Source organism: Azospirillum himalayense (assembly GCF_042657465.1).
Lineage (GTDB): Bacteria > Pseudomonadota > Alphaproteobacteria > Azospirillales > Azospirillaceae > Azospirillum > Azospirillum himalayense.
In genome coordinates this window covers 1-24,617 of record NZ_JBHSLC010000011.1, presented here as the reverse complement: position 1 = coordinate 24,617, position 24,617 = coordinate 1, and the positions used below count along the sequence as shown (strand labels likewise).

At 69.0% G+C, this 24,617-nt stretch carries 22 protein-coding genes and 3 tRNA genes; 14 read left to right on the top strand and 11 right to left on the bottom strand.

Annotated features, from left to right (window positions below; genetic code table 11):
- Nucleotides 1-3 precede the first annotated feature (3 nt).
- From urtC to ACFPMG_RS08985, 5 genes are all read left to right on the top strand, one after another.
- On the top strand, nucleotides 4-1,143 hold the full coding sequence (gene urtC, locus ACFPMG_RS09005) for an urea ABC transporter permease subunit UrtC (RefSeq protein ID WP_376994827.1): 1,140 nt from the start codon (nucleotides 4-6) through the stop codon (nucleotides 1,141-1,143).
- Nucleotides 1,144-1,148: 5 nt separating this feature from the next.
- On the top strand, nucleotides 1,149-1,895 hold the full coding sequence (gene urtD / locus ACFPMG_RS09000) for an urea ABC transporter ATP-binding protein UrtD (RefSeq protein WP_035675131.1): 747 nt from the start codon (nucleotides 1,149-1,151) through the stop codon (nucleotides 1,893-1,895).
- A 174-nt stretch (nucleotides 1,896-2,069) separates the two neighbouring features.
- Nucleotides 2,070-2,765, top strand: coding sequence for an urea ABC transporter ATP-binding subunit UrtE (gene urtE, locus ACFPMG_RS08995; protein WP_035675129.1), 696 nt, complete (start codon nucleotides 2,070-2,072; stop codon nucleotides 2,763-2,765).
- Nucleotides 2,766-2,948: 183 nt separating this feature from the next.
- On the top strand, nucleotides 2,949-4,349 hold the full coding sequence (locus tag ACFPMG_RS08990; RefSeq protein WP_376994825.1) for a dipeptidase: 1,401 nt from the start codon (nucleotides 2,949-2,951) through the stop codon (nucleotides 4,347-4,349).
- Nucleotides 4,350-4,856: 507 nt separating this feature from the next.
- The gene (locus ACFPMG_RS08985; RefSeq protein ID WP_376994824.1) at nucleotides 4,857-6,548 is read left to right on the top strand and encodes a methyl-accepting chemotaxis protein; all 1,692 of its coding nucleotides are present in this window, start codon (nucleotides 4,857-4,859) and stop codon (nucleotides 6,546-6,548) included.
- 84 nt (nucleotides 6,549-6,632) lie between these two features.
- Here ACFPMG_RS08985 and ACFPMG_RS08980 read toward each other — a convergent pair whose 3' ends face one another.
- Complete coding sequence (locus ACFPMG_RS08980) at nucleotides 6,633-9,110, bottom strand: ankyrin repeat domain-containing protein (protein ID WP_376994823.1); 2,478 nt, start codon at nucleotides 9,108-9,110, stop codon at nucleotides 6,633-6,635.
- Nucleotides 9,111-9,314: 204 nt separating this feature from the next.
- Here ACFPMG_RS08980 and ACFPMG_RS08975 point away from each other — a divergent pair, with 204 nt between their 5' ends.
- Nucleotides 9,315-10,229, top strand: coding sequence for an ROK family protein (locus ACFPMG_RS08975; protein ID WP_376994822.1), 915 nt, complete (start codon nucleotides 9,315-9,317; stop codon nucleotides 10,227-10,229).
- A 72-nt stretch (nucleotides 10,230-10,301) separates the two neighbouring features.
- Complete coding sequence (locus ACFPMG_RS08970) at nucleotides 10,302-10,631, top strand: hypothetical protein (RefSeq protein WP_376994821.1); 330 nt, start codon at nucleotides 10,302-10,304, stop codon at nucleotides 10,629-10,631.
- Nucleotides 10,632-10,876: 245 nt separating this feature from the next.
- Here the strand turns inward: ACFPMG_RS08970 and nagA are convergent, their stop codons facing one another.
- A complete protein-coding gene (gene nagA, locus ACFPMG_RS08965) occupies nucleotides 10,877-12,055 on the bottom strand; it encodes an N-acetylglucosamine-6-phosphate deacetylase (protein WP_376994819.1) in 1,179 nt (392 codons plus the stop codon).
- Between the two features lie 495 nt (nucleotides 12,056-12,550).
- On the opposite strand from nagA, the gene otsB reads away from it, so the two are divergent.
- Complete coding sequence (gene otsB, locus ACFPMG_RS08960; RefSeq protein WP_376994818.1) at nucleotides 12,551-13,375, top strand: trehalose-phosphatase; 825 nt, start codon at nucleotides 12,551-12,553, stop codon at nucleotides 13,373-13,375.
- A gap of 76 nt (nucleotides 13,376-13,451) precedes the next feature.
- A complete protein-coding gene (locus tag ACFPMG_RS08955) occupies nucleotides 13,452-13,697 on the top strand; it encodes a hypothetical protein (protein WP_137104227.1) in 246 nt (81 codons plus the stop codon).
- 4 nt (nucleotides 13,698-13,701) lie between these two features.
- Here the strand turns inward: ACFPMG_RS08955 and ACFPMG_RS08950 are convergent, their stop codons facing one another.
- The 5 genes from ACFPMG_RS08950 to ACFPMG_RS08930 form a co-directional block, all read right to left on the bottom strand.
- On the bottom strand, nucleotides 13,702-14,418 hold the full coding sequence (locus ACFPMG_RS08950) for an ABC transporter ATP-binding protein (protein WP_376994817.1): 717 nt from the start codon (nucleotides 14,416-14,418) through the stop codon (nucleotides 13,702-13,704).
- Complete coding sequence (locus ACFPMG_RS08945; protein ID WP_376994816.1) at nucleotides 14,415-15,161, bottom strand: ABC transporter ATP-binding protein; 747 nt, start codon at nucleotides 15,159-15,161, stop codon at nucleotides 14,415-14,417. The genes ACFPMG_RS08950 and ACFPMG_RS08945 overlap by 4 nt, the downstream gene beginning before the upstream one ends.
- Nucleotides 15,158-16,999 carry an ABC transporter permease gene (locus tag ACFPMG_RS08940; RefSeq protein ID WP_376994815.1) on the bottom strand — a complete coding sequence of 614 codons (1,842 nt, stop codon included), beginning with the start codon at nucleotides 16,997-16,999 and terminating at the stop codon, nucleotides 15,158-15,160. The genes ACFPMG_RS08945 and ACFPMG_RS08940 overlap by 4 nt, the downstream gene beginning before the upstream one ends.
- Nucleotides 17,000-17,161: 162 nt before the next feature.
- Complete coding sequence (locus ACFPMG_RS08935) at nucleotides 17,162-18,388, bottom strand: ABC transporter substrate-binding protein (RefSeq protein WP_376994814.1); 1,227 nt, start codon at nucleotides 18,386-18,388, stop codon at nucleotides 17,162-17,164.
- A 189-nt stretch (nucleotides 18,389-18,577) separates the two neighbouring features.
- Nucleotides 18,578-19,018, bottom strand: a complete 441-nt coding sequence (locus ACFPMG_RS08930) for a MarR family winged helix-turn-helix transcriptional regulator (protein WP_376994812.1) — start codon at nucleotides 19,016-19,018, stop codon at nucleotides 18,578-18,580.
- An 866-nt stretch (nucleotides 19,019-19,884) separates the two neighbouring features.
- Here ACFPMG_RS08930 and ACFPMG_RS08925 point away from each other — a divergent pair.
- Complete coding sequence (locus tag ACFPMG_RS08925; protein ID WP_376994811.1) at nucleotides 19,885-21,189, top strand: outer membrane beta-barrel protein; 1,305 nt, start codon at nucleotides 19,885-19,887, stop codon at nucleotides 21,187-21,189.
- Nucleotides 21,190-21,420: 231 nt separating this feature from the next.
- A complete protein-coding gene (locus ACFPMG_RS08920; RefSeq protein WP_094306334.1) occupies nucleotides 21,421-21,993 on the top strand; it encodes a polysaccharide biosynthesis/export family protein in 573 nt (190 codons plus the stop codon).
- A 153-nt stretch (nucleotides 21,994-22,146) separates the two neighbouring features.
- On the opposite strand, the gene ACFPMG_RS08915 is transcribed toward ACFPMG_RS08920, so the two are convergent.
- The 4 genes from ACFPMG_RS08915 to rlmB all read right to left on the bottom strand — a co-directional run bounded on the left by ACFPMG_RS08915 (nucleotide 22,147) and on the right by rlmB (nucleotide 24,027).
- Nucleotides 22,147-22,419, bottom strand: a complete 273-nt coding sequence (locus ACFPMG_RS08915) for a hypothetical protein (RefSeq protein ID WP_376994810.1) — start codon at nucleotides 22,417-22,419, stop codon at nucleotides 22,147-22,149.
- Nucleotides 22,420-22,513: 94 nt separating this feature from the next.
- Nucleotides 22,514-22,972 carry a hemerythrin family protein gene (locus ACFPMG_RS08910; protein WP_376994809.1) on the bottom strand — a complete coding sequence of 153 codons (459 nt, stop codon included), beginning with the start codon at nucleotides 22,970-22,972 and terminating at the stop codon, nucleotides 22,514-22,516.
- A gap of 36 nt (nucleotides 22,973-23,008) precedes the next feature.
- Nucleotides 23,009-23,084 (bottom strand) — tRNA-Thr (locus tag ACFPMG_RS08905).
- Between the two features lie 91 nt (nucleotides 23,085-23,175).
- A complete protein-coding gene (gene rlmB / locus ACFPMG_RS08900; RefSeq protein WP_376994808.1) occupies nucleotides 23,176-24,027 on the bottom strand; it encodes a 23S rRNA (guanosine(2251)-2'-O)-methyltransferase RlmB in 852 nt (283 codons plus the stop codon).
- A gap of 144 nt (nucleotides 24,028-24,171) precedes the next feature.
- Between rlmB and ACFPMG_RS08895 the strand changes: the two genes are divergently transcribed.
- The 3 genes from ACFPMG_RS08895 to ACFPMG_RS08885 all read left to right on the top strand — a co-directional run.
- Nucleotides 24,172-24,257 (top strand) — tRNA-Tyr (locus tag ACFPMG_RS08895).
- A 60-nt stretch (nucleotides 24,258-24,317) separates the two neighbouring features.
- Nucleotides 24,318-24,391 (top strand) — tRNA-Gly (locus ACFPMG_RS08890).
- Nucleotides 24,392-24,472: 81 nt separating this feature from the next.
- Nucleotides 24,473-24,617, top strand: a 145-nt coding sequence (locus ACFPMG_RS08885) for a GTP-binding protein (RefSeq protein ID WP_247894914.1), incomplete at its 3' end; no start/stop codon positions are given.

Genomic DNA, 24,617 nt, shown 5'->3' with positions numbered 1-24,617 from the left:
CCGATGCTGACCCGTTTCTTCCTGATGGGCCTGGACAAGAAGGCCGGCGTGCTGCTGACCGTCCTGGCGGTGCTGGCCGTGGCGGTGCCGGTCATGGCGCTGGGCACGGCCCCGGATTCGCCCTGGCACCTCTCCACCCACACGGTGGCGCTGCTCGGCAAGTATCTGTGCTTCGCCCTGCTGGCGCTGTCGCTCGACCTCGTCTGGGGCTTCGTCGGCATCCTGTCGCTGGGGCACGCCGCCTTCTTCACGCTCGGCGGCTACGCCATGGGCATGTATCTGATGCGGCAGATCGGCTCGCGCGGCATGTACGGCAACGCCGACCTGCCGGACTTCATGGTCTTCCTGAACTGGACGGAGCTGCCCTGGTACTGGCACGGCTTCGACCAGTTCTGGTTCGCCGCGATCATGGTGATGCTGGTGCCGGGCCTGCTCGCCTTCGCCTTCGGCTGGTTCGCCTTCCGTTCGCGCGTCACCGGCGTCTATCTGTCGATCATCACGCAGGCGCTCACCTTCGCGCTGATGCTGGCCTTCTTCCGCAACGACATGGGCTTCGGCGGCAACAACGGGCTGACCGACTTCAAGGAGATCCTGGGCTTCGACATCCAGTCCGCCTCGACCCGCGTCGGGCTGTTCGTGGCGACGGTGGTGGCGCTGGCGGCCGGCTACATCCTGGCCTCGGCCGTGGTGGCGTCCAAGCTGGGCAAGGTGCTGATCGCCGTGCGCGACGCCGAGAGCCGGGTCCGCTTCCTGGGCTACGAGACCGACCGCTACAAGCTGTTCGCCTGGACGCTGTCGGCCTGCATGGCCGGCGTGGCGGGCGCGCTCTACGTGCCGCAGGTGGGCATCATCAACCCGTCGGAATTCTCCCCCGCCAGCAGCATCGAGGCGGTGATCTGGGTCGCCGTCGGCGGGCGCGGCACGCTGGCCGGGCCGGTGCTGGGCGCGGTGCTGGTGAATTTCGGCAAGAGCTACTTCACGGCGGCGCTGCCGGAGCTGTGGCTGTTCGCGTTGGGCGGCCTGTTCGTCCTGGTCACTCTGTTCCTGCCCAAGGGCATCCTCGGTCTGGCGGCGCAGCTTCGCGACCGGCTGCCGGCGCGCGCCACGGTCACCGCCAAGCCGGCGGACCAGAAGGGAGTCTGAGAGAGATGAGCACCGAGGACACCCTGCTGTATCTGGACGGCGTGTCGGTCAGCTTCGACGGGTTCCGGGCGCTGAACAGCCTGTCGCTGGTCATCGAGCCGGGCGAGATGCGGGCGATCATCGGGCCGAACGGCGCCGGCAAGACGACCATGATGGACGTCATCACCGGCAAGACCCGACCCGACACCGGCACCATCCTGTTCGAGGGCCGCACCGACCTGACGAGCCTGCGCGAGCCGGCCATCGCCAACCTGGGCATCGGCCGCAAGTTCCAGCGCCCCACCGTGTTCGAGATGCACACGGTCTGGGACAATCTGGAACTGTCGCTGAAGGCGCCGCGCCGCCCGCTGAAGACGCTGACCTACTCGGCGACGCGGGAGGACCGGGCGCGGATCGAGGAGATTCTCGACATCACCCGCCTGTCGCCGCGGCGCGACCGCCCGGCGGGCAGCCTGTCGCACGGCGAGAAGCAGTGGCTGGAGATCGGCATGCTGCTGGCCCAGGACCCGAAGCTGCTGCTGGTCGACGAGCCGGTGGCCGGCATGACCGACGCGGAGACGGAACAGACCGCCCATCTGCTGAAGGACATCGCCGGCAAGCATTCGGTGATCGTCGTGGAGCACGACATGGTCTTCGTCCGTGAACTGGGCGTGAAGGTCACGGTGCTGCACGAGGGCTCGGTGCTGGCCGAAGGCTCGCTCGACACGGTGAGCGCCAACAAGCAGGTCATCGACGTCTATCTGGGCCGGTGACCGCCAACAATCATCCCTCTCCCGTCCCGGGAGAGGGTGCCCGCGCAGCGGGCGGGTGAGGGTCGTGCGAGGATCAAGGCACTGTTTCTTGCCGGCACCCTCACCCTCCCATGCTGCGCATGGGTCCCTCCCTCTCCCGGGGCGGGAGAGGGGTTTTGGATCAGAGGAAGTTTCATGCTCGACGTACGGTCTGTCGATCTCCATTACGGTGCGGCGCAGGCGCTGCGCGGCGTGTCGCTGACGGCGGAGGTGGGGAAGGTCACCTGCCTGCTCGGGCGCAACGGCGTCGGCAAGTCCTCGCTGCTGCGCGCCATCGTCGGGCTGAAGCCGGTGACCGGCGGCACCATCGCCTGGGACGGCGGCGACATCACCAGGCTCGCCCCGTCCGAACGGGCGCGGCGCGGCATCGCCTATGTGCCGCAGGGGCGCGAGATCTTCCCGCTGCTGACGGTGCGGGAGAACCTGCTGACCGGCTATGCGCCGCTGAAGCGCGCCGACCGCTCGATCCCCGACGAGGTGTTCGAGCTGTTCCCGGTGCTGAAGTCCATGCTGGACCGCCGCGGCGGCGACCTGTCGGGCGGGCAGCAGCAGCAGCTCGCCATCGGGCGGGCGCTGGTGACGCGGCCCCGGCTGCTGGTGCTGGACGAGCCGACCGAGGGCATCCAACCCAGCATCATCAAGGACATCGGGCGGGCCATTTCGTACCTGCGCGACAAGGGCACCATGGCGATCCTGCTGGTCGAGCAGTATTTCGAGTTCGCCCGCGATCTGGCCGACGACTGGGCGGTGATGGAGCGCGGCGAGGTCATGCTGGCGGGCAGCCGCGACGGGCTGGAGGAGAGCGAGGTCCGGCGGTATCTCACCGTCTGACCCGCCTGCGTCCGGGGTATCCTCCCGAAGGCGGAGCCGCGGTCCCGCCATCCTGTGCTTCCCGTGGCGGGAACCGGGAACGCCGCCTTCGCGAGGATGGCACCCCTGCGCTTTGTGGAGCTTGGCGCGGAACCGCGATGCGCTACCATCGGTGCCAGTCATTCACACCGAAGGCAGTTCCGAATGTCGAGCGTCCTGTCAGCCGACCCCGTTCTCCAGCAGGTTGACCGCAGTTTCGAAGACTCCCTGGGCCGCCTCTGCGACCTGTTGCGCATCCCCAGCGTCAGCACCGATCCGGCCTACAAGGGCGACGTGCGCCGCGCCGCGGACTGGCTGGTGCGCGAACTGAGCGGGCTGGGCTTCGACGCCTCCGTGCGCGAGACGGCCGGCCATCCCGCGGTCGTCGCCCACCATCCGGGGCCGGGCGGTTCCGATGTGCCGCACATCCTCTATTACGGCCATTACGACGTGCAGCCGGCAGAGCCGCTGGAACTGTGGAACAGCCCGCCCTTCGAGCCGGCCATCGTCGAGGCAGAGCATGGCCGCCGCATCGTCGCCCGCGGCGCCGTGGACGACAAGGGCCAGGTGATGACCTTCATCGAGGCGTTCCGCGCCTGGCACGCCGTGCACGGCACCCTGCCCATCCGCGTGACCGTCCTGCTGGAGGGCGAGGAGGAGACCGGCAGCCCGAACCTGCTCCCCTTCCTGAAGGCCAACGCGGAGGAGCTGAAGGCCGACGTCTGCGTCATCACCGACACCAACGCCTGGAACATCGACACCCCGGCCATCACCACGCGGCTGCGCGGCCTGCTCTATGTCGAAGCGACGTTGCACGGGCCGAGCCACGACCTGCATTCCGGCATGTTCGGCGGCGCGGTGCTGAACCCGATCAACGCGCTGACCCGCATCCTCGGCCAAATCCACGACGAGGACGGCCGCGTCCGCTTCCCCGGCTTCTACGACGACGTGGCCGAGCCGACGGACGAGGAAAAGGCGATGTGGCGCGACCTCGGCTTCGACGAGAGCGCCTTCCTGGCCGGCGTCGGGCTGAAGACCCCGGCGGGCGAGGCAGGGCGCAGCGCGCTGGAGCGGCTGTGGTCGCGCCCGACCTGCGACATCAACGGCATCTGGGGCGGCTACACGGGCGAAGGCTCCAAGACGGTCATCGCCTCCAAGGCGTCGGCCAAGCTGTCCTGCCGCCTCGTGCCCGCCCAGGACCCGGAAAAGATCCTGGCCGGCATCCGGAGCTTCCTGGAGGAGCGCACACCGGCCGACGGACGTTGGGAGATCAAGGTGTTCGGCCGCTCGCCGGGTGTCCAGGTGCCGACCGACAGCCCCTATCTGCGTGCCGCCATGGCGGGTCTGGGCGACGTCTTCGCCAACAAGCCGGCGCTGGTCGGCAGCGGCGGGTCGATCCCGGTCGGCGGCTACATCCGGCAGGCGCTGGGCTTCGATTCGATCTTCGTCGGGTTCGGGCTGGAGGATGACCGCATCCATTCGCCCAACGAGAAGTTCGAAGTGAAGTGCCTGCACAACGGCATCCGCTCCCACGCGGCCATGCTGGCGCGCTTCGCCGCTCTCTGATCCGTTCCGGTCCGCAATTTTTCGTAGTTCAGCCCGCGGCTGCGCATCACGCGCCCGCGGGCTTTTTTGCGCCTTTGGCATCCACTGGAGATCCGTGGCTCCTCCGGTGAAACAAACGTTTCTCAAGTGAGAAACTTTACAGAAGCACCATGGTAATAAATAAAAACAGAAAATAACGCAGCTCTCATGACACCTTAATGGCTGATTCACTTATTCCGTGAGATAACGGACTTACTGGATGCAATCCAGATCGGCATCGGCGAGCGCTGGCAAAGGCCTGATGGCTATCTGATCCGAATAAAAAATCATCAATCACCTGTTGCCGAAATCAAGCGTGTAGCCTGTGCGCTTACGCGTTGGGAAGTTCTTGCGCGACTTGCAAGCCTGTCGGGCGCGCGTGTGTCATCGCCGATGGCAGCCTTCGCGTCTTGGGGAAAACAATGAAAATAAGCTTACTGCACAATGTTTTGCGCTGATCTTCCTGTGAATCTGTAGAGGGAGTGTCGCATGTCTGTTCTCTCGAATATAACGGTGAAAGCGAAGATCGCATCTTCGTTTTCCATGCTTGTCATGTTCATCATCGGTCTGGGTCTTTTCAGCATTGACCGCATTTCGACGGTGAATGACGCAGGGAAGGACATCCGCGACAACTGGCTGCCAAGCGTCGGCGAGATCGCCACGCTCACCGATTATTTCGAGTTCTACCGCATTCTGGAGTCCGCCCACATTCTGGTTTCCGATCCCGCTCAGAAGGCGGAGGAGGAGAAAAGCTTGCGGTCGGCATTGGAGAATTTTCAGGACGCCGCCCGCAGGTATAAAGGCATGCTGACTCCCGGTTTCGAGACGGAGACGTTCCAGAAACTCATGGAACACTGGGAGCGTTATCAAAATCTGAGCAACCAGAAGCTGCTCCCTTTGTCACGCGCCAATCGCGACAGTGAAGCGACCGAGCTTTACCGGGGGGATTCGCGCGTCGAGTTCCGCAAGGCCCAGATGCTCATGCGTGAACTTTCCGAATTCAACATCCGCAACGGCCGGGTCGCCGCCGACCACGGCGAGGCGACCTACGCGTCGAGCAAGACCCTGCTCATCGTCGCGGTCTCCGTCGTGACCCTCCTCGGCGCCGTGATGGGGCTGGTGATCATCGCCGGCGTGTCCAAGCCGATCCAGCAACTCACCGGGGTGATGAACCGGCTGGCGGGGCGCGAGCTGACGGTCGCCGTGGACGGCGCGCAGCGCAAGGACGAGTTGGGTGCCATGGCCCGCGCCGTTCAGGTCTTCAAGGACGGGCTGATCGAGGCGGAGCGGCTGGCCGCCGCACAGGCGACGGAACAGGCGACCAAGCAACGCCGGGCGGAAGCCGTGGATCGGATGGTGAACCGCTTCGGCGACACCTCCGCCACGGCCCTGCGCACGGTGGCCGCCGCCGCGTCCGAACTGGACGCGACCGCCCACAGCATGACCTCCATGGCCGAGCGGACCAACATCCAGGCCACCGCGGTCCAGGCGGCGGCGGAGCAGACCAGCGCCAACGTCCAGACCGTCGCCTCCGCCACGGAGGAGATGGCCAGCTCCATCCGCGAGATCGCGACGCAGGTGTCGCGCTCCTCGGAGATCGCCGGGCAGGCGGTGGAGCAGGCGACCCGCACCAACGAGACCGTGCGCGGTCTGGTTGAGGCCGCCCAGAAGATCGGCGAGGTGGTCAGCCTCATCACCAACATCGCCAGCCAGACCAACCTGCTGGCTCTGAACGCCACCATCGAGGCCGCCCGGGCGGGCGAGGCCGGCAAGGGCTTTGCCGTCGTTGCCGGCGAGGTGAAGCACCTGGCCTCCCAGACCGCCAAGGCCACCGACGAGATCGCCGCCCAGATCGCCGCCATCCAGGGGGCGACCGATGGCGCGGTGCGCGACATCTCGGCCATCGGAGGCATCATCGGCCAGATCAACGACATCTCCACCGCCATCGCCGCCGCGATCGAGGAGCAGGGTGCTGCGACCAACGAGATCTCCCGCAACGTCCAGGAGGCCGCGGCGGGCACCCATCAGGTCTCCGGCAGCATCACGGAGGTCACGATGGCCGCGGGCGAGACCGGTGCGGCAGCCGGTCAGGTGATGAGCGCGTCGGGCGAATTGGCCCGCCAGTCGGAAACGCTGCGCAAGGAAATCGAGAGCTTCCTGGCGGATATCAAGGCGGCCTGAGCGGTCAACCGTTCGACCGGAGCGACATGCGAAAACGGCGGGCGTCCCTGGGGGCGCCCGCCGTTTTGCTGCTTGGCTTGCCGCTCAGTGCGGCTTCAGCGCCTCGACCACCTGCATGTGGCCCTGCAGCGCGCCGAGGGTGAGGGCGGAGTTGCCGGCGGTGTCCATGCGGAACGGGTTGGCGCCACGCTCCACCAGCATCCGGGCCACGCGGTCGTGGCCGTTGTTGGCGGCGTACATCAGGGCCGACCAGCCGTGGCTGGCCACCCGGTCCACCGACACGCCGCGGTCGACCAGAATCTTCACCACCCCTTCATGGCCGCGGGCCGCGGCGGCCATCAGGGCGGTCTTGCCGTCGTCGTTGGTGGCGTCGAGTTCGGCCCCGGCGGCGGCCAGCGCGTGAATCACCGCCTCATGCCCGCCCCAGGCCGCGTACATCACCGCGGTGGCGCCGTCGGCGGTGCGCAGCTCCGTCTTGGCCCGGCGGTCGATCAGCATCCGCACCGCGTCGGTCAGCCCCTGCTCGGAGGCCAGCATCAGCAGGGTCTTGCCGTTGTCCACCCGCTTGTTCGGATCGGCGCCGCCGTCCAGCGCGCGCTTCAGCTCGTCGGTGCGGTGCAACAGGGCGATGGCGCCGTCACGGCTGTCCAGGCCGGGCCGGGCCTCCGCCTTGGCCGAGGGCGCCGACGGGGTGCCGGGCGCTGCGGAGGCGGCCCCTGCGGAGGCGGCCCCTGCGGAGGCGGTTGCGGGGGGAAGCACGCGTCCTTCACCAGCGGCCTTGATGCGGTCGCGCAGGTCGCCGGTGTTCGGGGCGACGATCAGGGCGCGCTCGTAGAAACGTCGCGCTTCGTCCCAATTGCCCTCGCGCTCCGCCAGCGAGGCCCAGCGGCGGTAGGTCTCCTCCATGGTCGACAGGAGTTCCTGGATCTCCGGCGTCGCCGGTGCGATCTCGCGCAGCCGCGACACCGTCTCGTAGGCGTTGTTGTTCGGCGGCGTGGTCAGGAGCTTGGCGGCGATCTGCCGGCGGGCCTGATCGACCAGGGTGCGGACACGCGGGTTCAGGCCGTTGTCGCTGGCGGAGAAGGGCGTGGACGCCGTGGGAGCCGCGGGCTGGGGCATCGCCGGTGCCGCCATCTGAGGCGTCGGCTCATCCACCAGAGGCGGCAGGGTGGCGGAACCGGTTGGACCTTCGCTCTGCTCCGTGCGGTATTCCGTCGCCTGCGGCTTGAGCGGGGGGGCGTTCTCGGCCGTCAACGGATCGGCCACCGGAACCGGCGGCTTGGGCGTCTCGGCCACCGGCGCAACGGGCGGCTGCTCCGGCTTCGCCGCCATGGTCGGAGTTGGGGCCGGAGTCGGGGCCGAGATGGGCGCCGGAGTCGTGGCCGGTGGTGCGCCAACGGCGCGGGCGGCGGGCGGCGGGGCGTCGGCCCTTGACGGCGCTGGGGTCGGCGCTGGGGTCGGCGCTGGGCCGACAACCGGCACCCCCGCCTCGGCGGGGAGGGAGGCGAGGTAGGGGTTCTGCGGCCGGGCGACCGCCAGCGTGTCGGGGCCGCGGCTGCCCAGGCTGGGCTCGTCCGCGAACGGTCCGAACGGAATGTGCACCCGCTCCGTTACGAAGCCGCGGAGGTCCTGCCAGCCCTGCCGGGCGTAATCGAGCGCCCGTTCGGGAGTGGCTCCGGGAACGGTCAGGGCCACGCCGGCGCCGGCGGCGCCGAGCAGGATCAGGGTGGTGATCGCCGCTCCGGCCAGCGCGGCGCGGCGGCGCGGGCGCCGTTTGGCGGGCAGATCGGCGACCGGGGCGCCGGTCTCCGGAATCGTCCATCCGTCCGGAGCGTCCCAGTCGTTGGCGGGCCAGTCGTTGGCGTCGCGCTCCGCCGCCCGGCGCGGCGGTGGGGGAGCGGCGCGCGGCGGAGCGTTCACCGGCCCGATGAAGGGGCCGGCGGAAGGAATGGCGGCTGCGGGCGTGACGGACGGGCCGGCGCCGGGCGTCATGCGGTAGATCACGCCAAGCTCGCGCACCGCCTCGGCCAGTCCGGGGCGGGCCAGGGTCCGCTCCATCTCCGGCGTGCCGCAGAGGAGGACCTGGAGGAAACGCCCGCTCGGCGTCTCGGAGCGGGTGAGGTCGATCAGGTCGGCCAGGGTCGGGGCGGCCAGGACACCGGCGTTCTCCACCGCCAGCAGGCCGGTGCCGGCCAGGTCCAGCCGCTCCTCCAGCTCCTCGATCAGCGTGTCGAAGTCGCGGTCGTCGCTGTCGGAGGGCAGGGCGGCGTCCCCGGCGGCGGACACCAGATCGTCCACCTGCGCCCCGGCGCTTGCGGCGACCGGAAGCACGAGCGCCCCGTCGGAGCCGACCTGCTCGACGAGCTGGTGGAAGACCGCGGCCCGTCCGGACCCGGCCTCGCCGACCAGCACCAGCAGCCGCTTGCGCGCCAGCAGGGCCAGGAGAAGGCCGTCGAAGACCTCCGTCTGGTCGGGGCGCAGGCCGGCGGCCTGGGGTTGGGGCTTCGCCTTCGCCGCAGAGCGATTCGAGGATGGCGTGGCTTTCGGAGCGGAACGGTCCATGGGGGCGCGCGCAATCCAATTGATGGGACGTTACACTCCTGACTCTAGTGGTCCGCCGTCGTCCTGCGACGGTGCAAAGGGACGGGACCGCCACCTCTTATGGAGGAGGCGCGCGTCGGGATGGCTGATTCGGGCGGAGCGCTGCGCTATAGGGAGGACTGCTTTTCCACCCCCCTTACTGTCCACCCGCGCTGGGAGTCCGTCATGGGCATGGGTCCGATGCGAATCGGCGTCGATCTGGGCGGCACCAAGATCGCCGCCACCCTCCTGGCTCCGGACGGGATGGAGCGGGCGCGGCACCGCGCCGACACGCCGCGCGGCTACGCGGAGACGCTGGAGGCGCTGGCCGGCGCCGTCGCGGCGCTGGAGGTGCGGGCGGGCTGCCGGGACGCCACGGTCGGCCTGTGTCTGCCCGGCATCGTCGACGCCGCCGCGGGCACCGTGCGCGCGGTCAACCTGCCCTGGCTGGACGGGCGGCCCTTCGCCGCCGATCTGGCGCGGGCGCTGGACCGTCCGGTGCGCATCGCCAACGACGCCAACGCCTTCGTCCTGTCGGAGGCGGTGGACGGCGCCGCCGCCGGGGCGCCGCTGGTCTTCGGAATCATCCTGGGCACCGGGGTCGGCGGCGGGATCGTCGCCGACCGGCGCATCCTGGCCGGCGCCAACGCCCTGGCCGGGGAATGGGGGCACAACCCGCTGCCCTGGCGGACGGCGGAGGACGGCCCGCCGCTGCCCTGCGGCTGCGGGCGGGAGGGCTGCATCGAGACGCTGCTGTGCGGCGCCGGACTGGCCCGCCTGCACCATGGGCGCACGGGGGAGGCGCTGAGCCCGCCAGAGATCGCCGCCCGCGCCAGCGCCGGCGATGCGTCGACGCTGGCGACGCTGGTCCGACACGCCGACGCGCTGGCCCGCGCGCTGGCCGCCGTCATCAATCTGCTGGACCCCGACGTGGTGGTGGTCGGTGGCGGCCTGTCGGACCTGCCGGGTCTTTACGAGGCGGTGCCGGCCCTGTGGGGACGCTGGGCGCTGAGCCCGGCCCCCCGCACCCGCTTCCTCCGGGCGCGCCATGGCGCCGAAAGCGGTATGCGCGGCGCGGCGTGGCTTTGGCCCGAGGGGTGATCCCTTCGGCCGATGTTTCGAAATTGGCGCGGCTTTTGCTCTATACCCTCCGATACGGAAGGGAGAGAGCCCATGTTCGGCTTCATAACGGGATTTCAGAAGGGGCGGAGCGGGTCTTCGCTGCAAACTGCAAATCAAAATGCCTATCGCAATATGCAGCCGGCGCCTTCGTCGCATCCTGCGAACGGCGTAACGGCCAGACGTCGGTTGGAGGAGGCCTGCGTCCTTCTTCAGGATGCCGCCGAAGACCTGGAGTCCGTCCTGTCGGGAATGCCGATGCCTGCTGGCCGGGCCGACCTGAGCGAGGCGATCGGAACGATCATGGAGACGTTGAGGCTGGTCGCCTCCGCCCATGCGCGGCTGGAGCACCCGCAAATCCATGGCGGTGCGCTGGCCGACTGACGGCTCAAGCCGACGGCCGAACCGATGGGCCAGAAACGCGAAAGGGCGGCTCCACCGGGGAGCCGCCCTTTCGCTTGTCCGGCGGACCGGACCCCGATCACTCGGAAACGGTCTGCCAGAAGAAGAACACGACGGCCAGAACCATCAGGGCGATGTCCATGGGTAACTCTCCTCGAAGATGCGTGTGAGGGTCGAAATTCTGCGGCCTCTATACGACAGATTTGCGCGCGCGTGCAGGGGGTGTTTCACGGAACGGCCATTTTGCCGCTGATCCAGGTCGCCCGCACCCGCAGCCGCTCGTCGAGATGCACGAGGTCGGCGGCCAAGCCGGGCCGGATGCGGCCGCGCCGTCCCGCCATCCCCATGAAATCGGCCGGGTAGGCGGAGGCCATGCGCAGCGCCTCGTCCAACGGGATGCCGACCCGCTCCACGGCGTTGCGCACCGCCGTCGCCATGTCCAGGGCGGAACCGGCCAGCGTGCCGTCGGCGGTGACGCAGCGCCCGTCCTGCACCCGGATATCCTCGCCGTAAAGCTGGAAGCCGCCGGAGTGGGTGGCGCCGACCGGGGGCATCGCGTCGGTCACCAAGAACAGCCGGCCGCGGGCCTTCGCCTTCCAGGCCAGACGGACGGAGGCGTCATGGACATGGTGTCCGTCGACGATGATTCCGCACCAGACCGTGTCGTCCTCCAGAGCGGCCCCCACCACGCCGGGCTCGCGCGAGCCGAGCGGGCTCATGGCGTTGAACAGGTGGGTCACCCCGGTGATGCCGGCGGCGAAGCCGGCTTTCGCCTGCGCCCAGGTGGCGGCGCTGTGGCCGGCGGCGACGCGCAGCCCCGCGGCGGCCAGCCGGCGGATCGGCTCCGGCGGAACCGTCTCCGGCGCCAGGGTGACCAGCGCCGGCAGGCCGGAAAGGCCGCCGAGCAGGGCGAGATCGTCGGTGTCGGGGGGGGCGATGAAGCGCGCATCATGGACGCCGCGGCGCTCCGGCGCGATGTGCGGGCCTTCGAGATGGATGCCGAGCACGCCGGGCACGCCTTCCGCCATCGCGGCGCGCACCGCGGCGACGGCGGCGGCGCGCTTCCCGGCCGAATCGGTGATGAGGGTGGGCAGCAGGCCGGTGGTGCCGAACCGGCGGTGCGCCTCGGCGATGCGGCGCAGCGTCGGCAGGTCGGGCGTGTCGTTGAACAGCGCGCCGCCGCCGCCATTCACCTGGAGGTCGATGAAGCCGGGGGCGAGGATGCCGCCGCCGAGATCGATCACCGCGGCCTCCGGCGGGATTGCCTCGGGCGCGACGATCGATGCGATGGCCGGGCCGTCGATCAGCAGGGCGGCGCCCGCCAGCACCGAGTCCCCGGTGTGGAGCGTGGCGTTGACGAGCGCTTTCAGCGGCCGGTCGCCGGCAGGGCTGTGTGCGTGGTTCAAGTCGGCACCCGATGGGCTGCGGCGGGGGATCGGCGGTGGGTTGACAGGAAAACCCGGCGGTGCCTGCGGCGCAAGAGGGCGTGGCGCGCCAAAAAACCCTTCCTTCTATGTGGATTATGCCGCTGGATTTGTTGGGGTATGGTGTTCGTTAGGGATTGCCAGAGGGGACAGGTTTCTGGCAGAAAAAAGGCCGCTGACGAACAGCGGCCTGAGTTTAGGGAGGAAACGCCCAAGAAGGGCGAAGCAGCAATCTCTTGCTGCGCTGCAAAATTAACAAAGATCTCAGGTGGGTGAAAACCCCGAAGCAATGGCCCCTTGCGGGGCCGTTGCTTTTTCCGGGGTCACTGTGACCGGAGAGTCACAATCCTATCGGGTGCGATAACATCGTTGATTGACGCATCCGGACCTTAAGGCGCGCTTTCCCGTTGTTCCGATCGTGAGCCGGCGCGACAGCGCCCGCCGACGATTCCCGCTGACAAGGAAGGAGAGCCGCTCGTGACCGACCAGCCGCCCCCCGCTTCCACCGAAGGCAAGCCATCGGCGCTCGTCCGGTTCGACGCCTTCGCGGCGATGCTGGGCGACCGGCGGCCCGCCGTCTTCCTCGACTATGACGGCACCCTGACGCCCATCGTGGAGCGGCCCGAACTGGCGGTACTCGACGAGTCCGTGCGCGTGGTGATCCGGCGGCTGGCCGGGCTGTGCCCGGTGGCGGTGGTCAGCGGGCGCGATTTGGAGGATGTGGCCCGCCATGTCGGGATCGACGATCTGATCTACGCCGGCAGCCACGGCTTCGACATCCGCGGCCCCGGTCTGCGCACCCAGATCGGCGAGGAGTATCTGGGCGACCTCGACGCGGCCGAAGCGGACCTGCTGCGGCGCCTGCACGGCGTCGAGGGCACGCTGGTCGAGCGCAAGCGCTTCGCCATTGCCATCCACACCCGGCGGGTGGTCCCGGACTGCAAGGCGTCGGTCGGCGGCGCGGTGCAAGACGTCGCGGCGGCCTTTCCGAAGCTGCGCGTCACCGGCGGCAAGGAGATCCACGAACTGCGGCCCAACGTCCCCTGGGACAAGGGCAAGGCGGTGCTGTCGCTGCTCGACACGCTGGGGCTGGCGGGGCCGGAGACGCTGCCGCTTTATCTCGGCGACGACGAGACGGACGAGGACGCATTCCGTGCCCTGGCGGCGCGTGGCGAGGGGCGGGGTGCCGGCATCCGCGTCATGGACCCGCCGGCCGCCAGTGCCGCTGGTTGGAGCCTGAAGGATCCGGCGGAGGCCGGCGCCTTTCTCGACCGTCTGGCCGTCTGGCTCGCGGACGGCTGAGTTAAACCGCCGGTCCCCGTCGCTTTTCCGCCGAAAAAGGGGTAGGGTGTTCGCAGGTCAATCGAGGGGTTCCACCATGGACATCGGCGCGCTCGGCGCACCGCGGATGCCGTCCCTGCAAGATGCCCAAGCCTCTGCCCTGGCGGGGCTTCAGGGCGCCCAGTCCCGCGCCGACGAGGCGGGCGCGCAGCTCGCCGCCGGCAACCTCGACCCGGCGGTGGTGGTCAGCCTCTCCTCGGCCCAGACCGACTTCGCCGCCAACGTCAAGGTCATGCAGGCCGCGCAGGAGAACACCAAGCGCGTCCTCGACATGCTGGTGTGAGTCTTCAGACCGCCAGATAGGCCCGGCGCACCGTTTCATCCTCCAGCAGCGTTCGCATCGGGCCTTCGAAGCGGATCTGCCCCTTCTCGATGACGCTCGCCCGGTCGGCGACCGCGGCGGCAAAGGCAAGATTCTGCTCCGACACCAGGATCGACAGCCCCTCGGCCTTCAGGGCGCGCAGGGCGTCGGCCATCTGCTGCACGATGCGCGGGGCCAGCCCCTCCGACGGTTCGTCGAGCAGCAGGAGCGACGGGTTGCCCATCAGGGTGCGGGCGAGCGTCAGCATCTGCTGCTCTCCGCCGCTCATCCGTCCGCCGCGGCGCCCCCGCATCTCGGCCAAGTTGGGGAAGAGGGCGTAGAGCCGCTCCGGCGTCCAGTGGGGGGCACCGTCGCGGGGCGGCTGACGGCCGACCTCCAGATTCTCCTCCACCGTCAGGTCGGTGAAGACGCGGCGGTCCTCCGGCACGTAGCCGAGGCCGAGCCGCGCGATGCGGTGCGGCGGCAGGGCGGAGACGTCGCGCCCGTCGAAGGCCACCGTGCCGGAACGCCGGTCGAGCAGGCCCATGATCGCCTTCATCGTCGTGGTCTTGCCGGCGCCGTTGCGGCCCATCAGGGCGACCACCTCACCCCGGCCCACCGCCAGATCGACTCCGGTCAGGATGTGGGCGCGCCCATACCATGCCTGAAGGCCGCGAACGCTCAGAAGGGGCTGGCCGGTCATGCCGCACCTCCCAGATAGACGGCCTGGACGCGCGGGTCGGCGCGCACCGCGTCGGGCGTGCCCTCGGCGATCAGCTGGCCGCGGTCGAGCACGATGATCCGCGTGGCGTGGCCGAACACGACGTCCATGTCATGCTCCGTGAACAGAACGGCGAGGCCGCGCTCGCGGACGAGGGCGGAGGTCAGCGCCATCAGCTCCTGCCGCTCGCCGGGGGCCATGCCGGCGGTGGGCTCGTCCATCAGCAGGATTTTCGGGTCGCCGGCCAGCGCCATCGCGAGTTCGACGCGCTTCAGATCGCCATAGGCCAGAACGCCGCAGGGCCGGTCCGCCTGGGCGCCCATGCCGACGCGCTCCAGCAGGGCCATCGCCTCGTCGCGGAACCCGGAGGTCGCCGGGGTCCACAGCCCGAACAGGCGCCTGTGGACGGACAGCAGGACCATCTGCACATTCTCGCGCACCGTCATCGAGGCGAAGGTGGCGGTGATCTGGAAGGTGCGGCCGACGCCCATCCGCCAGATGCGGCGCGGCGGCAGGCCGACGATATCCACCCCGTCGAGCCGCACCGTCCCCGCGTCGGGCCGCAACTGGCCGTTCAGAAGGTTGAAGCAGGTGGTCTTGCCGGCGCCGTTCGGGCCGATCAGCGCCAGGACCTCCCCAGCGTCCAGCGCGAAGGACACCCCGCGCACGGCCTGCACGCCGCCGAAGGCGCGCTGGAGGTTTTCCACGGCGAGGCGGCGGCTCATGCGTCCCTCCCGCGGGTCCACAGGTCGCGGACGAAGCCGGCGACGCCCTTGGGGAAGGCCAGAACCAGCACCAGGATGATGGCGCCCAGGACCAGCCGCCACCAGTCGGTCCGGCTCATCGCCTCGGTCTCCAGCAGGTGGAACAGCGCCGCACCCACCACCGGGCCGCTCAGCGTCTGGATGCCGCCCATCAGCACCATGACGAGCGCGTCCACCGACACCGGAACGGCCATCAGGGTGGGGAAGACGCTGCCCTTGGAAAAGGCGTAGAGCCCGCCGGCCAGACCGGCGGCGGAGCCGGCCAGGGCGAAGCTCAGCCACTGGTGCCGCCGGACGTCGATGCCCACCGACTCGGCGCGCAGCGCGGAATCGCGTCCGGCGCGCAGCGTGTAGCCGAAGGGCGCGAAGGCGGCACGGCGCAGCAGCAGCAGCGCGCCGCCGGCCAACGCCAGCGTCAGCCAGTAATAGGCCGCCTTGCCCGCCGCCCAGTCCGGCGGCCAGACCCCGAGGATGCCGTTGTCGCCGCCGGTGAAGCCGTACCACTGGAAAGTCACCGACCAGACGATCTGCGCGAAGGCCAGCGTGAGCATGGCGAAGTAGAGACCCGACCGCCGCACGCAGAACCAGCCCGCGGCCAGCGCGCCCAGCCCGGCGACCAGCGGGGCGGCGGCCAGCGCCAGCGGCATGGGGGCGGCCAGATGCTTGACCAGCAGGGCGGCGCCGTAAGCGCCCAGCCCGAAATAGGCGGCGTGCCCGAAGGAGACGAGGCCGCCCAGCCCGATCAGCAGATGCAGGCTCGCCGCCAGCAGCGCCAGGATCACCACCTCGGTCAGCACGATCAGCGCGTAGTCGCCGGCGAACAGCGGCACCGCCGCCAGCAGGGCGAGCAGCAGGGCGGGCGCCCAGCGCGTCGCGCCGGCCGCGGCGATCAGCGGCGGGCCGGGGCTGGCGGCGGTGGGCGGCGCGTCCTCGGCGCGGCCGAGCAGGCCGTAGGGGCGGATCACCAGCACCACCGCCATGAACAGGAAGACCAGGACCAGCGTGATCTGCGGGAAGACGAGGATGCCGAAGGCCTGCAACTGCCCGATCAGCAGCGAGGCGACGAAGGCCCCGGTCAGGCTGCCCATGCCGCCGACCACGACGACCACGAAGGCCTCGACCACGATGGCCATGTCCATGTGCAGGTTCACCGCCTCGCGCGGGACCTGGAGCGCGCCGCCCAGCCCGGCCAGCGCCGATCCCAGGAACAGCACCCCGGTGAACAGGCGCGCCGGATCGACGCCGAGCGCCGAGGCCATGTCGCGGTCCTGGGTCGCCGCGCGGACCAGCGTGCCCCAGCGCGTGCGGTTGAACAGCAGCCAGAGCAGGCCCAGCACCAGCGGCCCCAGCCCGATCAGCAGGAGATCGTAGAGCGGGAAGGGCTGGTCCAGGATGTCCACGGAGCCGCGCAGCCCCGGCGCCCGGCGGCCGAGCAAATCCTCCGATCCCCAGATCCACGAGGCGGCGTCCTGCACCACCAGCACCACGCCGAAGGTGGCGAGAAGCTGGAACAATTCGGGCGAGCGGTAGAGGCGGCGCAGCAGCCCGACCTCCATCAGCGCGCCGAGCAGCCCGACCGCCAGCGAGGCCGCGGCCAGCGCACCCCAGAAGCCCAGCGGCGTGCTCCCCCAGCGCTCCACCAGCGTCCAGCCGAGATAGGCGCCCAGCATGTAGAAGGAGCCGTGCGCGAAATTGACGATCCGCGTCACGCCGAACACGATGGTCAGCCCGGACGACACCAGGAACAGCGTCGCCGCCGTGGCGAGGCCGCTGAGGAATTGCACGAGGTAGAAAGACATCGGCTCTTTTCGGCAGTCTGCGGGGGAGCGACCGGTTGCCCCCTCCCTTATCCTCCCCCGCTGCGCAGGGGAGGGGATAAAAATTCCCTCCCTTGCCGAAGGCGGGGGAGGGAAGGGGCCCGCGGCAGCGCTGCGGGAAGGGTGGGGGCAAGACTCCGCCCCTTACTCCGGACGCATCTTGCGGACGGCCTCGTCGGACGGCAGATAGTCCGCACCGTCGGCGTAGCGCCAGCCGGTCATCACGCCCTGGCCGTTCTTCACCGTGGTCTTGCCGACATAGGCGCCCATCGTCGCCTGATGGTCGAGCGCGCGGAAGGTGATCGGGCCGAAGGGGCTGGACAGGGCCAGGCCCGACAGCGCGTCGACCACCGTCTCCGCATCGGTGGAGCCGGCCTTCTCCACGGCGGCGGCGATGGCCTTGAAGGTGGCGTAGCCGACGACCGAGCCCTGGCGCGGCGGCTCGTTGAAGCGCTTCGCATAGGCCTCGCGGAAGGCCTTGTGCTCCGGCGTGTCGATCTGCTCCTGCGGGTAGCCGGTGACGATCCAGCCCTCCGGCGCCTCGTCCTTCATCGGGTCGAGATACTCCGGCTCGCCGGTCAGCAGGCTGACCACGGTGCGGTTGCGGAACAGGCCGCGGCCCTCGCCCTCGCGCACGAACTTGGCGAGATCGGCGCCGAAGGTGACGTTGAAGATGGCGTCGGGCTTGGCCGCGGCCAGCGCCTGCACGGTCGGCCCGGCCTCCAGCTTGCCCTGGGCCGGCCACTGCTCGGCCACGAACTCCACGTCCGGGCGCTTCTCCGACAGGAGCTGGCGGAACCATTGCACCGCCGACTGGCCGTACTCGTAGTTGGGGGCGACGGTGGCCCAGCGCTTGGCCGGCAGCTTCGCCGCCTCCTCCACCAGCATGGCCGCCTGCATGTAGGTGCTGGGGCGCAGGCGGAAGGTGTAGCGGTTGCCCTTGGTCCAGGTGATGGCGTCGGTCAGCGGCTCCGCCGCCACGAAGGGCACCTTGTTGCGCGCGGCGAAGTCCGCCACGGCCAGCCCGACATGGGAGAAGTAGGTGCCGGCCAGCAGCTCGACCTTCTCGTTCGACAGCAGTTCCTGCGCCACGCGCACGGCATCGTCCGGCTTGCCGGCGTCGTCGCGGGAGACGACCTCCAGCTTGCGCCCGCCGAGCAGGCCGCCCGCCGCGTTCACTTCCTCCACCGCGAGCTGCCAGCCCTGGCGGTAAGGGATCGTGAAGGCCGGCAGCCCGGTGTAGCTGTTGATCTCGCCGACGCGGATCGGTTGGCCACCCGATTGGGCGTGGGATGCCGACGGCGCGGCGATCCAAAAGGCGGCGGCGAGGGCGGCAGCGCCCGGCGCAAGCAGGAGATGGCGGCGGTTCATGGTCGGCGGTATCCCGGCGCGGTTGGCGGCTGCCCGAACGCATGGAACGGCAGCGTGAACGCAATGTCTGCGTTCATAGCAAACCCACCGCAAAAGTCACCGTTCCGTTGCGCCGCACTAGGTCAGTTTTCACCAGGTCAGTTTTCACCAGGGCTGGTTTTCCGCGTGCCGGTGCCGGAAGCGCCGGCCTCACATCAGGCGGGAGAGAAGCAGGAGGAAGGTCGCCTGCTCCTCCGGGGTCAGCGGGTCCAGCGTGCGGTGATGCGCCCGGGTGGCGTTCTCCAACAGGGTGCTGACCAGCGACTGGCCGGCGTGGGTCAGGCTGACGCTGGTGCGGCGCCGGTCCTGCGGGTCCGGCTGGCGTTCCACCAGATTGCGCTCCACAAGGCGCAGGATCACGCCCTGGGTGGTCGCCGGGTCCATGAAGGTCAGCCGGCCGAGCTGGTTCTGCGACAGCGACCCTTCGGTCCGCAGCGTGACCAGGGCGCCCCACTGGGTGGGGGTGAGCTGGGAGTCGCCGATCATGTCCATGAAGATGGAGGACGCGCGCTGGTGGGCCCGGCGAAGGCGATAGTGCACCTGCCCGGTCAACAGGTAGTCGTCGGTCGGAGGATGGGCGATCTGATCCATGGGCGCACACGAGCGTTGCGGAGCCGGACCGTTTCCGGTCGCGGCGGGTGTCGGCGGAACACCGTGCGACGGGTTCGGCGCCGGTCCCGAGGAATGTTCCCGGGCATGCGCCAAATGCAGCAGGCTTCGCTTTGAAGCCTAGGGGTGGAAGTCGCCATAAGCAACGCTCGTCGCTGCGGCATACGGCCACAGTCTAAGCCCTTTCACTATTTGAAATGCAAAGCACTCGCGAACGAAGATGAGTGGCGCGTTTCGGGAATCTTGCCGGGAGACTGGATCGCAATCTGCATATGCGGGTGTGTTTTGGTCATACCAGAGCGCAGCCCCTATTATGATTATGGGTTTTGTTTCGGTGGATACGTGTTCGGCGGAGGAGTCTTTTCACGGTCGGATTTTGGAAGATCGCCGTCCGGCGGCGGTACACTCCCGGGTGTGTAGGGCGGCATCACAACATCGTCGCCGGGATGACGGGGCGATTTGGGCGGCGGGGGCGTGGTCAGGGGTCTGGTCATGATCGGCGATTCCTGGTGAGTCCGGTTGGCGCGGCTCTGGACCGCCCTTGCGTGAACGGATGGCGCTGTCGGCTGGTTCCCGCGGAAGACGACCCGCGGGTTCGCGGTCGTATGACCTTAGCTCTAATGATGCGGGCGTATGGCAATAGAGTGCCCGTCTGACGCAAGTCTTGTTGCGCCAACAACACAGGCGCGGGCAAAAACCACGGCCGAACGGCTTCACTGTTGCACGGACATCACGCCATGAGTTGTCTTTGCATCGACTGTCCGCTTCTCCCGGAGCGGCGAACGCACATTCCGAGGCCATTCGGCCGTCCGACACGAGCCACTGATTTCAGCCTAGCGCGGTGACCCATGAAGCCCAGCTCCCTGTCCTTCCTCGCCCTCGCGCTCGCATCCACCGTGCTGACGGCGCTGCCCGCGGCCACGCCGGTGAGCGCCCAGGAACTGCAGCCCGGTGAAACCGTGCTGGAGCGCCGCCGTCCGGAGGTCGAACAGCTCGGCATCCGCGCCGGATCGTTCCGTATCCTGCCGCGCATCGAGACCGGCCTGACCTATGAAAGCAACGTCTTCGCGACCGAGAACAACACCCGCGACGACTTCATCTGGGTCACCCAGCCGCGCGTCGACGTGCGTTCGGATTTCAACAACCACGCCCTGAACTTCTCGGCCTCCGGCAACATCGGCCGCTTCTTCGACTACTCGTCGGAGAATTACGCCGATTACCGGGCGCAGGTGGACGGCCGCTACGACATCACCCGCGACTCGTCGGTCAGCGGCCTGCTGTTCAGCCGCCGCGATCATGAGGGGCGGTCCGACCCGAACTTCGACGTGTCGCTGGGTACCGGCACCGTGGTGCCGCGCTACGCGGAGCCGGTGAATTACTTCACCCACGGCGGCGAGGCGTCGTTCAACCAGCGCTTCAACCGCCTGCGCGTCCGCCTGACCGGCGGCGCCCAGTACACCTCGTACCAGGACGCCGAACTGATCACCGGGCGGACGGAGTCGCAGGAGGACCGGGACCGCTGGAACTACACGGGCACGGCCCGCGTCGGCTACGAGTTCATCCAGGGCTACGAGGCCTTCGTCCAGGGCTCCTACAACTGGACCCGTTACCGGCTGAGCCAGGATTTCGGCGGTGTCAACCGCGACTCGGACGGCTACGAGGTCGTCGGCGGTCTGTCCACCGACCTGACCGGCCTGATCAACGGCGAGATCTATGCCGGATATCTGAGCCGGACCTACGACGATCCGACGCTGAAGGATTTCGGCGGTCTGGCCGTGGGCGGCCGCCTGAACTGGTCGGTGACCCAGCTCACCTCGGTCACCGGCTCGCTCAGCCGTCAGGTCCGCGAATCGACCTACGCCCGCGGCAGCCAGATCGCGTCGAGCTACAACCGCACCGTCGCCGCCGTCGGCGTGGATCACGAGCTTCTTCGCACCCTGCTGCTGAATGCCCGCGTCCAATGGCGCCAGGACGACTTCAACGGCGTGGACCGCACCGACGACGTCTACACGCTGGGGGCCGGCGCCAGCTATCAGCTTAGCCGTTACGTCTTCGTGAATGGCGGTTATACTTACGAAAAGCGTAACTCGAACCTCAGTGGCTTCGATTACTCCGACAATCTGGTCTATCTGCGCGTCGGCGCTCAGATGTAATCAATTCGTCCAGAGCAGGCACAGAGGGGCGCTCATCTTCCGATGGGCGCCCCTTTTGCATTTCCGCCTATACGGTGACGCGAATCCTTTTCCTCCGTTGGCGTTACTTCCTCTCCACTTTTTCCCAAGCGCGTGCGAGTTGCTAGTCTCCCTCCGTGACCGCTCAGGGTTCGGCCGTTCCGTCCGCGGACGGCTGGCCCGATGTCCTCACGAGCCATGGAAGGGTAAGGGATGAATCGACGTAACGTGTTCCGCGCGCTCGGAATGACCGTGGTCGCCGCCGCGATGGTCGGCTGCGCCGGTGGCCAGGATGCCCCTCTCGAACCGCCGGGCGTCGCCCAGATGACGGATTACCGCCTGGGGGCCGGCGACGCGCTGCGCGTCATCGTCTTTGGCGAGGAGCAGCTCTCCGGCGAGTTCCGCGTCGACGGTTCGGGCAAGGTCGCCATGCCGCTGATCGGCGAGGTGACGGCCCGCGGCCACACTCCGCGCGAACTGGAGACCGACATTTCCAAGCGCCTGTCGCAGGGCTACGTCCGCGACGCCAAGGTCAGCGTCGAGGTGCTGAACCACCGGCCCTTCTTCATCCTGGGCGAGGTCCGCAACCCTGGCCAGTACCAGTACGTCAACGGTATGACCGCGCTGTCCGCCGTGGCGATGGCCGGCGGCTACACCTACCGCGCCAAGGAGGACTACGTCCTGATCACGCGCGGCGCCGATCCCAAGAAGGAACTGCGCCGCGCTCCGATCACCACCCCGGTGATGCCCGACGATGTGCTGCGCGTGCCGGAGCGCTATTTCTGATCCACGACCGACTCCGAACACCCGCCAGACGGTCCATTTGTTTCGGAAAACTGGGGCAGGCGCCCCGACACCATTCGACGCCATGACGATGTCCCTCTTCCTGCCAGGAAGAGGGACATTTTTTTGCGCGGCAGCTTTCTCTCGCCCCGGCGGTCACCCGTCGTCGCGGGTGCCGTGGCCGAAGGGGAGGTCGCCTCTGCGGAAGGCGTCGGCGCCCTTGGAATGGCCCGACGGTGCGCGGGCCGCGGGAGGGGCCGGATCGTGAGCGCTGGCGGCGGGAGGCGGTCGGGTGCCCGCGGCCTCGTCGTCGGTGCCCAGCGGGGCCGCGGCGGGGTCGGCGGCGGGGATCTTGTCGCCGGTCAGGCCCTTGTCGATGGCGTCGCGCAAGCGCTGCGCCCCGGCGTTGGGGGTGTCGGGCTTTTCCATGGGGGAAACCTGGGTCGGTTGCGTGGACGGATCGTCCTTTCTCCAACCGGTGCCCGGGGGCACGGTTCCCCCAAAAGGGGGCGGCATGGCCGCCTCAGGAGCGCAGGACGTCGCGGTCGGCCTCGTCCAGGCTATCGAGCCAGTCGTCCATGGAGATCATGGGCGGCTCATCGCCGGCCCGCCGGGCGGCCTCCACCAACTCGGTGTCGGCGGTGTTGGAATGGACGATGAACCACAGCATCAGCCGATTCGCATCGTCGCCAGTCACCGGATCGCCACGCTCCGCGATGGCCAGCAGCGCGTCGATGCTGGCGAGGTAGTTGCGGTGAGCGAGCTCGTGCCGCTCCCGCCGCTCCACGGCCAAGACGGCCATCTCCGCCGTCTCCGTAGCGAAATGCTCCGCCACCTCGTGCCGGAGCGCGGCCAGCTCGGCCTTCCCAACCGGCCCGCCCGCGGTCATGGCCGACAGGAGGTCGAGAATCGCGCCGTGTTCCGCGTCGATGACGCCGGAACCAGTCGGGATCAAGGAACCGCCGTCGGGGGCATGCGTCATGGGCTGGGCCGGGCGTCGGTCTGGCGGAGGGGAAGGTGGTGCCGGTTGCAGGGCTCGAACCCGCGACCTTCGGTTTACAAAACCGCTGCTCTACCAACTGAGCTAAACCGGCGTGCCGCACGGCCAGACCGCGGCGGGCGCTTACACTAGCGCCCCGCGCGGTTCACAGCAAGCCTCACCTGTGCAGCGCTTTCGGCCACACGTCAGCGCAGCCGGGCGACCTCGTAGAGGGCGACGGCGGCGGCGTTGGACACGTTCAGGCTGCCCACCGGTCCCTGGGTCGGCAGGCGCGCGACGATGTCGCAGCGCTCCATGGTCAGGCGACGCAGCCCGGCTCCCTCCGCCCCCAGCACCAGAGCGGTGCGGCCCGTCAGGTTGCACTGGGCCAGCGTGCTCTTCCCCGACTCGGCGAGACCGACCGTCCAGAAGCCGGCCTGCTGAAGATCGGCGAGCGCGCGGGCGAGGTTGGTGACGCGCACCAGCGGCACCGACTCCAGCGCTCCCGAGGCGCTCTTGGCGAGCACGCCGGTGGTCTCCGGCGCGTTGCGCTCCGTCACCACCACCGCCTTGGCCCCGAAGGCCGAGGCGGAGCGCAGGATCGCGCCGACGTTGTGCGGGTCGGTCACCTGGTCGAGGACGACGACGAGCGCCGACGGGTCCGAATCGGCCTCCACGCAGAGGTCCTCGATGCCGATCTCCTCCAGGGGGGCGACGTCCACCGCCACGCCCTGGTGCACGGCGCCCGGCGGCAGCATGCGGTCCAGGTCGTTGCGGTCGACCGGCATCAGGCCGGGCCGTTGCAGCCCGCTGGCCTTGGCCTGGGCCAGAACCGGCTCCAAGGCGGCGCGGCCCGCCTCCGTCGCGATCAGGCGGTGGATGCGCCGTTGCGGGTTCAGCCACGCCGCCGACACCGGGTGGAGGCCGTAGAGCAGGACGCCCTGCGCGCCGCGCCCGGGAGAGCGGTCGCCGCGCGACTCGCGTTGGGACGAGGAGTGGCCCTTGGATGGGGCAGGGGGCTGGCCGTGGGGCGCGGATGGCTTCTTCGAACGGGTCATGGTGTCCGGCTGGAGGGGGCAGGCCTAAGCCCGCCGCGGTTATTCACAGTTTTCTGGTTTGGACTGCTTCAGACGTGTTGACAAGGCCTGAAAAATTCTCATAGTGCCGAACTCCGCGGCAGGCATGTCCTGCAGCGGACCTGAGGAAGGGTGGCCGAGTGGTTAAAGGCAGCAGACTGTAAATCTGCCCGCGTAAGCGTACGCTGGTTCAAATCCAGCCCCTTCCACCACTACATTCCACGGCTTGTCCGTGATCGCGTTTCCCGGTCGATAGCGCCGGGCGGGGCATGGCGGGTGTAGCTCAATGGTAGAGCAGAAGCCTTCCAAGCTTACGACGGGGGTTCGATTCCCCTCACCCGCTCCAATCCCCCCGCGCTAAGGGAAATGTCGGTCTCGGCCGGGCCATTGTGTGCGTCCGGAACGTCGGGAACGAAAGACCAAAGCGATGGCGAAGGCAAAGTTTGAGCGGAACAAGCCGCACTGCAACATTGGCACGATCGGCCACGTCGACCACGGCAAGACGTCGCTGACGGCGGCGATCACGAAGGTGCTGGCCGAGAGCGGCGGCGCGACCTTCACCGCCTACGACC

What these genes read in the sequence shown, in the direction of transcription:
- ACFPMG_RS08970 (WP_376994821.1), top strand. Translation starts at nt 10,302, where the DNA reads ATGTTCGGCTTCATAACGGGATTTCAGAAGGGGCGGAGCGGGTCTTCG.
- ACFPMG_RS08910 (WP_376994809.1), bottom strand. Translation starts at nt 22,972, where the DNA reads ATGACGCATGCCCCCGACGGCGGTTCCTTGATCCCGACTGGTTCCGGC.
- ACFPMG_RS08920 (WP_094306334.1), top strand. Translation starts at nt 21,421, where the DNA reads ATGAATCGACGTAACGTGTTCCGCGCGCTCGGAATGACCGTGGTCGCC.
- ACFPMG_RS08980 (WP_376994823.1), bottom strand. Translation starts at nt 9,110, where the DNA reads ATGGACCGTTCCGCTCCGAAAGCCACGCCATCCTCGAATCGCTCTGCG.
- ACFPMG_RS08915 (WP_376994810.1), bottom strand. Translation starts at nt 22,419, where the DNA reads ATGGAAAAGCCCGACACCCCCAACGCCGGGGCGCAGCGCTTGCGCGAC.
- ACFPMG_RS08945 (WP_376994816.1), bottom strand. Translation starts at nt 15,161, where the DNA reads ATGAGCCGCCGCCTCGCCGTGGAAAACCTCCAGCGCGCCTTCGGCGGC.
- ACFPMG_RS08925 (WP_376994811.1), top strand. Translation starts at nt 19,885, where the DNA reads ATGAAGCCCAGCTCCCTGTCCTTCCTCGCCCTCGCGCTCGCATCCACC.
- ACFPMG_RS08935 (WP_376994814.1), bottom strand. Translation starts at nt 18,388, where the DNA reads ATGAACCGCCGCCATCTCCTGCTTGCGCCGGGCGCTGCCGCCCTCGCC.
- rlmB (WP_376994808.1), bottom strand. Translation starts at nt 24,027, where the DNA reads ATGACCCGTTCGAAGAAGCCATCCGCGCCCCACGGCCAGCCCCCTGCC.
- ACFPMG_RS08955 (WP_137104227.1), top strand. Translation starts at nt 13,452, where the DNA reads ATGGACATCGGCGCGCTCGGCGCACCGCGGATGCCGTCCCTGCAAGAT.
- ACFPMG_RS08930 (WP_376994812.1), bottom strand. Translation starts at nt 19,018, where the DNA reads ATGGATCAGATCGCCCATCCTCCGACCGACGACTACCTGTTGACCGGG.
- ACFPMG_RS08940 (WP_376994815.1), bottom strand. Translation starts at nt 16,999, where the DNA reads ATGTCTTTCTACCTCGTGCAATTCCTCAGCGGCCTCGCCACGGCGGCG.
- ACFPMG_RS08950 (WP_376994817.1), bottom strand. Translation starts at nt 14,418, where the DNA reads ATGACCGGCCAGCCCCTTCTGAGCGTTCGCGGCCTTCAGGCATGGTAT.
- urtE (WP_035675129.1), top strand. Translation starts at nt 2,070, where the DNA reads ATGCTCGACGTACGGTCTGTCGATCTCCATTACGGTGCGGCGCAGGCG.
- urtC (WP_376994827.1), top strand. Translation starts at nt 4, where the DNA reads ATGCTGACCCGTTTCTTCCTGATGGGCCTGGACAAGAAGGCCGGCGTG.
- ACFPMG_RS08975 (WP_376994822.1), top strand. Translation starts at nt 9,315, where the DNA reads ATGGGCATGGGTCCGATGCGAATCGGCGTCGATCTGGGCGGCACCAAG.
- ACFPMG_RS08985 (WP_376994824.1), top strand. Translation starts at nt 4,857, where the DNA reads ATGTCTGTTCTCTCGAATATAACGGTGAAAGCGAAGATCGCATCTTCG.
- ACFPMG_RS08990 (WP_376994825.1), top strand. Translation starts at nt 2,949, where the DNA reads ATGTCGAGCGTCCTGTCAGCCGACCCCGTTCTCCAGCAGGTTGACCGC.
- urtD (WP_035675131.1), top strand. Translation starts at nt 1,149, where the DNA reads ATGAGCACCGAGGACACCCTGCTGTATCTGGACGGCGTGTCGGTCAGC.